General features: G+C 58.0%; 16 protein-coding genes. 11 read left to right on the forward strand and 5 right to left on the reverse strand.

The annotated features are described in order from the left end of the window. Positions 1 to 47: 47 nt before the first annotated feature. The gene (locus tag K1X80_RS16855) at positions 48 to 458 is read left to right on the forward strand and encodes a VOC family protein (protein WP_220172347.1); all 411 of its coding nucleotides are present in this window, start codon (positions 48 to 50) and stop codon (positions 456 to 458) included. Positions 459 to 512: 54 nt separating this feature from the next. On the opposite strand, the gene K1X80_RS16860 is transcribed toward K1X80_RS16855, so the two are convergent. After that, the gene (locus tag K1X80_RS16860) at positions 513 to 830 is read right to left on the reverse strand and encodes a DUF1654 domain-containing protein (protein ID WP_220172348.1); all 318 of its coding nucleotides are present in this window, start codon (positions 828 to 830) and stop codon (positions 513 to 515) included. 562 nt (positions 831 to 1,392) lie between these two features. Next, a complete protein-coding gene (locus K1X80_RS16865; protein WP_102618002.1) occupies positions 1,393 to 1,623 on the reverse strand; it encodes a hypothetical protein in 231 nt (76 codons plus the stop codon). 338 nt (positions 1,624 to 1,961) lie between these two features. Between K1X80_RS16865 and K1X80_RS16870 the strand changes: the two genes are divergently transcribed. From K1X80_RS16870 to K1X80_RS16880, 3 genes are all read left to right on the forward strand, one after another. Then, the gene (locus K1X80_RS16870) at positions 1,962 to 2,246 is read left to right on the forward strand and encodes a hypothetical protein (RefSeq protein ID WP_092239125.1); all 285 of its coding nucleotides are present in this window, start codon (positions 1,962 to 1,964) and stop codon (positions 2,244 to 2,246) included. Between the two features lie 108 nt (positions 2,247 to 2,354). After that, on the forward strand, positions 2,355 to 2,702 hold the full coding sequence (locus K1X80_RS16875; protein ID WP_169955978.1) for a hypothetical protein: 348 nt from the start codon (positions 2,355 to 2,357) through the stop codon (positions 2,700 to 2,702). Positions 2,703 to 2,745: 43 nt separating this feature from the next. Next, positions 2,746 to 3,561, forward strand: coding sequence for a DUF2303 family protein (locus tag K1X80_RS16880; RefSeq protein WP_220172349.1), 816 nt, complete (start codon positions 2,746 to 2,748; stop codon positions 3,559 to 3,561). Between the two features lie 50 nt (positions 3,562 to 3,611). On the opposite strand, the gene K1X80_RS16885 is transcribed toward K1X80_RS16880, so the two are convergent. Further along, positions 3,612 to 3,881 carry a hypothetical protein gene (locus tag K1X80_RS16885; protein WP_220172350.1) on the reverse strand — a complete coding sequence of 90 codons (270 nt, stop codon included), beginning with the start codon at positions 3,879 to 3,881 and terminating at the stop codon, positions 3,612 to 3,614. An 81-nt stretch (positions 3,882 to 3,962) separates the two neighbouring features. Between K1X80_RS16885 and K1X80_RS16890 the strand changes: the two genes are divergently transcribed. Next, positions 3,963 to 4,820, forward strand: a complete 858-nt coding sequence (locus K1X80_RS16890; protein WP_220172351.1) for a phosphoadenosine phosphosulfate reductase family protein — start codon at positions 3,963 to 3,965, stop codon at positions 4,818 to 4,820. Here the strand turns inward: K1X80_RS16890 and K1X80_RS16895 are convergent, their stop codons facing one another. Beyond that, positions 4,821 to 5,252 (reverse strand): hypothetical protein, encoded by a 432-nt coding sequence (locus tag K1X80_RS16895; RefSeq protein ID WP_220172352.1) that lies wholly within the window; start codon positions 5,250 to 5,252, stop codon positions 4,821 to 4,823. It lies immediately after the preceding gene. Positions 5,253 to 5,302: 50 nt separating this feature from the next. Between K1X80_RS16895 and K1X80_RS16900 the strand changes: the two genes are divergently transcribed. Then, complete coding sequence (locus tag K1X80_RS16900; protein ID WP_220172353.1) at positions 5,303 to 6,082, forward strand: DUF2786 domain-containing protein; 780 nt, start codon at positions 5,303 to 5,305, stop codon at positions 6,080 to 6,082. A gap of 60 nt (positions 6,083 to 6,142) precedes the next feature. On the opposite strand, the gene K1X80_RS16905 is transcribed toward K1X80_RS16900, so the two are convergent. Continuing rightward, entirely contained in the window at positions 6,143 to 6,376 is a 234-nt protein-coding gene (locus K1X80_RS16905; RefSeq protein WP_220172354.1) for a hypothetical protein, read from the reverse strand. Between the two features lie 264 nt (positions 6,377 to 6,640). Here K1X80_RS16905 and K1X80_RS16910 point away from each other — a divergent pair, with 264 nt between their 5' ends. From K1X80_RS16910 to K1X80_RS16930, 5 genes are all read left to right on the forward strand, one after another. Beyond that, entirely contained in the window at positions 6,641 to 7,237 is a 597-nt protein-coding gene (locus tag K1X80_RS16910) for a hypothetical protein (protein WP_220172355.1), read from the forward strand. After that, on the forward strand, positions 7,234 to 7,545 hold the full coding sequence (locus K1X80_RS16915; RefSeq protein ID WP_220172356.1) for a DUF4406 domain-containing protein: 312 nt from the start codon (positions 7,234 to 7,236) through the stop codon (positions 7,543 to 7,545). Before K1X80_RS16910 ends, K1X80_RS16915 begins: the two co-directional genes overlap by 4 nt. Next, positions 7,542 to 8,036, forward strand: coding sequence for a hypothetical protein (locus K1X80_RS16920; RefSeq protein WP_220172357.1), 495 nt, complete (start codon positions 7,542 to 7,544; stop codon positions 8,034 to 8,036). The genes K1X80_RS16915 and K1X80_RS16920 overlap by 4 nt, the downstream gene beginning before the upstream one ends. Before the next feature lie 83 nt (positions 8,037 to 8,119). Beyond that, positions 8,120 to 8,860, forward strand: coding sequence for a hypothetical protein (locus tag K1X80_RS16925; protein ID WP_057959997.1), 741 nt, complete (start codon positions 8,120 to 8,122; stop codon positions 8,858 to 8,860). 49 nt (positions 8,861 to 8,909) lie between these two features. Next, positions 8,910 to 9,266 (forward strand): hypothetical protein, encoded by a 357-nt coding sequence (locus K1X80_RS16930; protein WP_220172358.1) that lies wholly within the window; start codon positions 8,910 to 8,912, stop codon positions 9,264 to 9,266. Positions 9,267 to 9,274: the final 8 nt, after the last annotated feature.

Here is a 9,274-nt window from a genome sequence, read left to right on the forward strand (position 1 = left end):
AAATGGCACGATAGAGTTCCCGCATCAAAAGTGATGGAGAGTCACGGATGTTCAGTCACATCACCGTTGGAACAAACGATCTTGATCAGGCCGCCGCCTTTTATGACGCGGTGCTGATCCCCCTGGGCCTGTGCCGTAGAGTTGTAACTCCTGATGGTGGACCGCCTTCGGCATGCTGGATTAAGCCTGATAGCGTTCTCCCTCGCTTTTACGTGTACTGCCCTTTTGACCGCAACGACGCCGCAGCAGGGAATGGCAGCATGGTGGCTTTTTCCGCACCACATGCGGAAGCTGTGAACGAAGCCTATGCCGCAGGTCTTAATGCTGGCGGGGCTGATGCCGGAGCACCAGGGCCACGCCCACACTATGGGGACGGCTACTATGGCGCGTACCTGCATGATCCGGATGGTAATAAAGTGCATATAGTTCACCGTGGCGATTTGCACTTGCCGGTGTAGGCACGGCTCCCCTGCTTGATTCAGGCCCGCACTGAGCGGGCTTTTTCATGCCTATCAGAACGGCGCTGCCTCCTCTTCCTGCTCAAACTCAACCTCTCCCCTGCCCGCCGCCTCGACCTCTTGCTGCTCCCACCTCACCGTCACGCTACCGTCGTCATTGAGTGTCAACTCAAGCTCGTCGGTTTCGGCGATCACGCCCAGAACCTCCTCCCACTCCCTATCTCCATCAGTGTCCAGGCGATGAATCGTCACCCAGCGCTGAGCCTGAGCCACTGGGTGGTTGATCATCGATGACACCCTCAAACCCAGCCGCTCCATGCCCGTCATTTCTGACCGTGGCGAGTCTGCTGGACTTCTCTTCTGCTTAGCCATAACCACCTCCTTAAAATGCTGTATATGCATACAGTAAGCAAAATAAACACAAGCGTGCTTGTATTCAATGCACAAGCATGCTTTTATAAATGCAAGCCGACTTGTGCTTCTGAGCAAGTACACGACGGCCACCGCTCTTTAACAGTCAGCGCAACAAACAACAGACCGCATTGCCTCTACCGGCGACCGGCGAGCAGACAGGCCCGAAAGCCTGCCAACGACAGGGAAAACCTTGTACGGCTGCTCGATGGTGAAACGCCAGAACTGAGTGAGTGACCCGGCAAGCAATGCGCCCCGCCCCTTCCGGCGGCAATAGGACGGACAGCATCACTGAAGCACCTTCTTGCGAGGGTGCTTTGGGATGACAGAGAGGATAGGAATATGAAAAGCGGCGCTGAAGATCTACCGAAAATAGAATCGCCTTCACTGCAAGTCCGCATAGAAGCGGCACTCATGACGCTGGCTTGCCAGGGCGACCCAGGGCTACGGACAAAGCTCAGCCTGATGCACCCTAGCCCGGACATCGAAAAACAAAGCTGCTTGAAATTTGCAACGATCGTTCTCAGCCGGACGATAGCTGCTTCATTACAAGCTTTGCCTCCTCCGGCGATTGAGAAGATTTCGAAAGAGTTAACTGAATATCTCTTTTCAGAATTCGAATGTCCGTGACTGCGTGCCAGAAGCCGTTCGCCACGAAGATCGCATCACCAATCTTGATCGGCTCGTCGCTCTCGTAGGTCTTCGGGCAGGAATCATCAAAGTCAAATCCGTACTTCAGTTTGAATTTGCGCATAGCAAGTTCGCCCTCCTTTGCAGGCTGCGTTGTGTGAGAGCGCTCAGCCTATCGCAAAGCCCGTCACCTGGGCAGTGGTGACCTAGCCGATGGCTACCAGAATACAACCCACCCAGCACGGAGGATTGGCAGCCATGTGAACACAACACACCCTAGACGCCAAAGCGTCTGCCTGCGTGACGTAGGGAGGTCTACGAAGCGCACCTAAAGCCCGGGAAATCCTCGGGCTTTTTTACATCTCGTGTTTACCCGTCAGCACCCTCCCCTGGGCCCACCGGCACCCGCCAGGCGGTCAGGGTGCTGACGAATACACGCCAACCAATATCGAGGGTCGAGCCATGCATCCATCAATTCAACAACGGTCCGAAGGGCTTGCGGCCCTCCGTGTCCGAGCATCCATCGCCACCAGCGCCCTGTTCGCCTTGATCGGCAAGGAGCAGCCAGTGCAAGAGATTCGTTACCAGGTGATCAACAAGGGCAAAGGCGCCTATCACGTCGTCGAGCGCTCCACCGGCAAGGTCATGGGCATGTGCTTCACCTGGAAGGCTGCGATCAATCGCGCCCAGGTGCTGGAAGCTCGCGCAGACGGCAAGAAAATCAACATTGAGGGGTGGTCGCAGTGATCAGCGTAACTCCGTGAAGCGCATCAGCAACCAGGTGCGACAACGCCTTCGGCAAACCCAATTCAACCTTCCACCCAGCGGCCTCTTGGCCATCCCGGAGAATCAGCCATGTCAGTTGCAACCGATACAGCCGAGTTCCTTGAAGAGCTCAACGGCGGCGCCTTCGCCAGCCAGATCGGCCACGCCCTTTCCGAAGTAGCCGCCGGGGTTGTTGACCACGGCAAGACCGGGAAGGTGGTTATCACCTTGGACTTCAGCCAAATCGGCGAATCGCACCAGGTGAAGATCAAGCACAAGCTCGAATACAAAGTGCCGACCAAGCGTGGCACCCGCAGCGAAAACACCAGCCTCGACACGCCCATGCACGTGGGTACCGGCGGCCGCGTGACCCTCTTCGCGGAAAAGCATGACCAACTGTTCAGCCGCGATGACGCACCAATTCCCAAACGCACCTGATTCACCCCGCTCACCCTCCCTCCGCAATCCAAGGAATTAAGCGATGTCACTTACCAAAGATGCAATTCAGCTCATCACCGATACGGCGCTGGAAGCCAACGGCAAGAAGCTGGAAACAGTGGTCCCTACCGTGGTGCTGCCGGAAAGCTCGAAAGTCATCGACCTGGAGAAGTTCCAGGCCGGCCGTAGCCGCTTCCGTGGCACCTACAGCACCCACTCGCTGGCAGATTTCGGCACCTATGTTGTTGAACGTGCAGAACCAGGCGCGCGCGGCTTCATCGACCAAGACGCAATGAGCTGTGCCCTGCTGTTCAACCTGGGCACCACCGCAGAACCCGGCCACGCCGATGACCGCGCCGTCCTCAAGCTGAAGCCAACCGCCGGCTACACCGCAGCCCAGCAAATCGGCGGGCGCGGCATTAGCCAAAAAGACCTGAGCGACTGGATCGAAGACTGGCACCAATACCTCACCCCTGTTGATGAGGCAGGCAATGCAATCGCGGTGGCCAAGGCCATTGCTGCAGTGCGCACCATCACCATCAAGGCGTCGAGCGAATCGGAAACCACGGTAGGCGAAACCAGCGCCAGCCGCAGTGCAATGGACCAGATCGAGGCGCGCAGCAAAGAAACCCTGCCGGTGTCGCTGCAGTTCAGCACCATCCCATTCGAGGGGCTGACCGAGCAAGTCATCACCCTTCGGCTTTCGGTCATCACCAGCGGCTCGCAGCCGGTGTTGAAATTGCGCTGGGTGGGCGAAGAGGTACAGCGCGAAGACATCGCTCAGGAGTTCAAATCCGTGCTGCAGGAAAAGATCGGCGAGGCCGCCGTCTTGTCGCTTGGCGCGTTCGATCCAAAGTAAAAAACAAAGGCCGGGAGACCGGCCTTCCTACTTGCAGCACCGGATACTGTTTAGTGTCGTGGATTCAGTGCCCAGCGACGCGCTTCCGCCATGGCCAATTCCGAGGCCTGATCATCAGTCTCGTCGGAAATATCGAGAATTTGCTCAGTGATCATTCTCCCGTCCTCGCAATACACCCCGATGAACATGTGCCCTATGAGCCCATTGTGAGTGCGGCGCAGTCGGATCTCTGAAAAGCATCCGTTTTCATGGCCGTACTCAATGAGCTTGTCGCCTTGCTGTGGAGCCCACTGCTCAAACGCTGTTGAACGCTGAATCATTTTCTCTCCTTGATCCGGCTCCATGCCGGTCACCCGTAATACCCCATATCAACAAATCACGCCAGCCGGCGAGGATCCCCTATGTCTTCCTACAAATTGTCCGGGACGACGGTCGTCAGCTTTTCCGGCGGACGCACCAGCGCCTACATGCTGCGCCAGGTGCTGGACGACAACGATGACTTGAGCGATCTGGTCGTCACCTTCGCCAACACCGGGAAGGAGCACCCAGCCACCCTGCAGTTTGTTAGGGAGTGCGCCGAGCGATGGTCGGTGCCCATTGTCTGGTTGGAGTTTCGCGACGATGACGCGGGATTTGCGGTGGTGGATTACGACACTGCAAGCCGCCAGGGCGAGCCGTTCGAGGCCCTGATCCGCAAACGCAAGTACCTGCCCAACCCGGTCACCCGGTTTTGCACCATCGACCTGAAGATCCGCATCATCCACAAGTACCTGCGCAGCCTGGGGCTTTCGACCGAGGAAGCACCGGTGGACATGATGACTGGCATCCGCGCCGATGAGCCGCGCCGCGTCGTGAAGATCCGGCACCGAAAAAGTACCAGCGAGAGCAAGTGGGCCGCCATGGTTATGCCTCTGGCCGATGCCGGTGTAGGCGTCCAGGACGTGACCGACTTCTGGGCTTGTCAGCCATTCGACCTGATGCTGCCGACGATCAACGGCCGCACGCTCGAAGGTAACTGCGACCTTTGCTTCCTGAAAGGTGCCAAGCAGGTCTATTCGATCATCGCCAGCGACAGGCCCAAGGCCGAATGGTGGGCACGCATGGAAAGCTCGGTGGTGTCCGGCGGCAAGTTCACCGGTGATGGGGACAGATTCCGCAGTGACCGCCCGAGCTACCAGCAGATGCTCGACTACTCCGACGCTCAATTCGACATGTTCGCCGACCACGACGAAGCCATTGACTGCTTCTGCGGCGATTAATTATTTAAACACTGAGACAAGACCAGTCAAAGCACCAATCACACCGACGGATATACCGAACCAATAACCTACAGCCTCTCTGCGATGTTTTTGCTCTTCCCGAATAGCAGAGCGGACCAGCCTCAATCCCTTGTCAGTCAAATATCTCGGCCGTTTTTTATCCTTGTCCCACTCAACTCTTTCGTAAGTACCCTCTTCATCAAAACCCGGCATTTGCACCAACAGACTGTCCGCTTTGTTTCTGTAGTAACGAGTCTGAATGAGCCGCTTCCACTCATACAGTTCCTCATCCTGCTGGTCGTAGTATTGCTGCTCTCCGCTCTCATGCGATTGTCGTGACTCAGCGGGTCTCTTTTTATCGAGTTCTTTTTGCGCCTTGCTCTGCTTGGCCAATTCGAGACGGTACTGAACGTAATTCGGTAGCTGCCACATCCCTGTTTCCCTCTTCAATGAATCCGCAATATACCCGGCGAGGATCCCCTATGTCCGCACAACAGACCGACGAAAAGAAGCTAGAGCGCGCAATCCGCAAGATCAAACACTGCCTGGCACTGGCACAAAGCGCCAACGAGAACGAAGCCGCAACGGCACTCCGGCAGGCCCAGGCATTGATGCGCGAGTACCGGCTGACCGAGATGGATGTGAAGTTGAGCGACGTCGGTGAAGTTGAGTCAGCCCTGTTCCGCGCCAGGCGTCGACCAGCTTGGGATCAGCAGCTAAGCATCGCTGTAGCGGATGCATTCAGCTGCACTACCCTGCGGCGCCGGACGTGGTGTTCCGCAAAAGGCCAGATCATTGAGTGCGCGACATTCGTCGGCGTTTCTCCCGCCCAGAACATCGCCCTGTACGCGTATGAGGCACTGCACACCAAGCTTACTCAGGCGCGCAAAGAGTACTGCTCGGCCGTCAGGTCGGGAGTCCATCGCAGCCGGTATTCGGCAGAAACTGCCGGCGATCACTTTGCGCTGGCGTGGGTTTGGGAGGTCCAGTCGAAGCTGAAAGCTCTTGTGCCTCAAGGCGAAGATGATCCGCTCGGGCACTCAGCCACCGGCCAAGGCCTTGTCGCGATTCAGGCGCAGGACAAGGCATTGATCAGCGAATATCTCGCTACCCAGGAAATCGGGAAGTCCAGGAAAGGCAAGGCGGTAGAGCTGGACCTAAACGCCCAGATCGCCGGGATGCTTGCTGGCAGCAAGGTGGAACTACACGCCGGCATCGCGCGTGGTGGTGAGGATGTCCTCGCGCTATCCGCAATCGCCTGATACCCCTCCCCTCAACCGCCAGGGGATGGCCAGGCCGGAACTCACCATACCCGCAGAAACCTATAGGCCTGCCCCAGCAATCAACCGGGCCCCGACCTCACGCCCAGCGACCTGCGCCAGGCCACGGTCAACATAGGTTCGGTCACCGGCAACAACCGGAACCACCACTTCACCACCGCGCTTTATCTCGACGTTGATACGCCAGGTCTCCCGGCCTTCCTCGTCCTTGTCGCACTCCATGTAGTTCCAAACCTGAAAGCCTTCGATCTCATCGTAAATATCGTGCTTGGTCATGGTCCTGCCCATTTGAAGTGAGGGGCCATCGTAGCTCAAAGCCAGCCGGTACGGATGATGACGGCGATCAGGCGAAGGATGGCGGCGAACAGGTTTATCCAATCGGTCAGTCGTTTCATGCGGTAGAGCCCTCGATATTGGTCAGCCAGAACACGGTGCGCTGACGGTAATGCTCGATGTTCTGCCGCTTCCCCCTAGCTTTCCTCTTGGGCTTTTTCCGCTCCCCCACTCCACCGCCCGGGCATGGCCCGGCAAGGACTCCCCATGCCTACAGAAAACCAAATCGCCGAACCGACACGAAGCTTGGCAACCGGCCACAACCTCGACGCTGCGACTTGGGCAGACTTCGTCCAGCGCCTGCATCATGACTGCAAGGGGAAGCGGGTCCACGATCACTGCACTGCTGATGCCATCTTCATTGTTGAGGCTCGGCGCATCGTCTGCGGGGTGGACATGGATTACACCGACAAGCGCCTGGTGCATTGGGACAGTGGCGAGTCGGTGGCCTACTCGGTCAAGGAGTACTGGGACGGTTTGTCCAGCCACCAGAAAAGCCAGCTCAATAAAAAGATGCAGGCCTGGTCTGAGTGCCAGTTTATGAAGGGCGACGAGTCTGATCAGTGGTACGTCCTTGGCGAACTGGAAGACCACACGGTCACCGGCTGGGACGACCGCTGGGAATACGTCAACGCCCACTTCACCCACGCAGCCGCCGAAGCATTCATCAGGCGCAAGAAGCACGACTACCGCGACGGGATGCGTGTCTACGTCGAATCCCAGTATTACGCCTGGGAGTTCAACGCCATCAAGGAAGCGATCCTCGACGGCACGCTGACCTACACGCCGAAGGAGGTCGCATGAAACGCATCTACCTCAGCGGCCCCATGACCGGCCTGCCCGGCCTCAACTTCGCCGCCTTCCACGCCATGACCACCAACCTGCGCGCCGGCGGCCACACCGTCACCAACCCCGCCGAACTGAACCCAGACGGAGGAACCTGGAACGACTGCATGCGCCGCGACATTGCAGCCCTGATGGACTGCGACACCGTGGCCACCCTGCCCGGCTGGAAAGAATCGAAGGGCGCCCAGCTCGAAGTCCTGATTGCCCAGCACCTCGGCATGACGGTTGTGAATGCCCATGATCTGGTAACGAGGGAGGTTGTATGAGCAATCAATGGAAACTGGTTCCGGTTGAGCCGACCGAAGACATGGTGATACACGGTTTTGAGTCGGCCCCAAATGAATGCTTCACCGATTACAAGGTTTGGGACGCATACCAAGAGATGAGCGGCTGCCAGCAAGCGGCGTTCCGCGCAAAACTCTGCTGGGCCGCCATGCTCGCCGCCGCCCCTGTTCCGCAGCAAGCCGACCTAGACCGCGTAATCGTGCAGCCCGCACCGGCAGCATTGTTGCTGCCTGATCGGTCGCCACAGGACTATGCCATCGAGCATGCCGAGTACATGGCCCAGTCAGCCGATGATGTGTTGGCGAAATTCCAGGCATACGGCCTGGCTCTGCTGGCCGCCGATGAGGGCGGTGACGACGGAGAAGATGAGCTGTTTGAGAATATCGACTCCACTCGCGGTGACCTGCAGGAGTCTCTGGTGGGTCTGCGCAGCATGGTTTACGAGTTTCGCAAGCGTAGCGCCAAAACCTGACAGGAGTACATCCGTACTCCAACCGCAAAACCCGTAACCCCTCCCCCTTCAAAGTCAGCCGCTATAGCGGCAAGGACGAAGTCATGCCCAAGCATAAGCCAGAGTTGGCCGCCATCTACAACGTGTTCGGCCTCAGCTCAAACCACGAACTGTCGACACTGTTGGCCAACATCGAAAACACCAAACGTTTCTCCGATCTTCTGCACGATGTCGAGCGCGAGTTCTTCATGGTGCCGGGTGAACCGTCTGTAGAGCCTGAAGACGAAGGTTCAGCGGTTGATGCTGAGTGCCTGGTTAATCGCTGGGGATCGAAGCCGAGCGAGTACCTGGAACAGTTCCGGGCTGCCCTGCCTTTCGCCGCTGCGAACGCGATTCCTGACTATGAAGCGCCCGCAACCGGCGAGAAGTGGTCGCTCACAGGTGAGAATGGTTCTTGGGATTACGACAGCCTTGATGAATTGCTGAAGGACAACTATGGCCATGACAGCGATGGAGATGGACACCCGGCCAGCTTCAGCCTGGGCTTGTACGAAGGCGGCACGGTCTATCGCGGAACCGAATGCAAGGACGATCCGGCGGCCTTTCTGCCAGACCAAAGTGAATTGCTCGACCACATGAGCGAGCGCGCTTACGACAGCGACGCGGGCGAGTGGGCGGACAACTACCCAACACTCGACGCAACGGCGAAGGCGGATCTGGAACGGGCGATGCGGCCACTTATGGCGTGGGCTCGCAAGCATTGCCAGCCGGAGTTCTTCACGATCAAGGACGTTACGCCGCATATCGTCACCGAAGAGGATGTCACCCGGAGCAGGAAGTCGTGATCGCCACCCTCTGGTTCGCCTACGTCTTCATCTACAAGGGGCCGAGGCAATGAAAGCCCGCACCGAAAAGAAGCTGAGCAAGCTCCTGGTACGGACCCATCCCTCTTTGTACCGACGCGCCTGGATCGACAAGGACGAGCCGTCCGAACTGGCTTATGAGCAAAACACGCGTGTGAGCAACGTGCCTTCAGTTGGCGTTGGCACGGACTACTGGGGCGACGGCCAGGATGCCTACACGGTCTGGGCTGACTGGAAATCGAACTGGCCGTGGCATGGCCCCTTTGAGGAATACCCGCACGACCACCAGCTCGCGCGCTACCCCAACACCGAAGGGTTCAAGCCGACTACCCGCAACCTGTTAAAGCTGGCCGCCGACTGCGAGCGGGCCTCGAAAGCCAAGCCCTAACCCCAATC

This window comes from Pseudomonas sp. So3.2b (genome assembly GCF_019464415.1).
GTDB lineage: Bacteria > Pseudomonadota > Gammaproteobacteria > Pseudomonadales > Pseudomonadaceae > Aquipseudomonas > Aquipseudomonas shahriarae.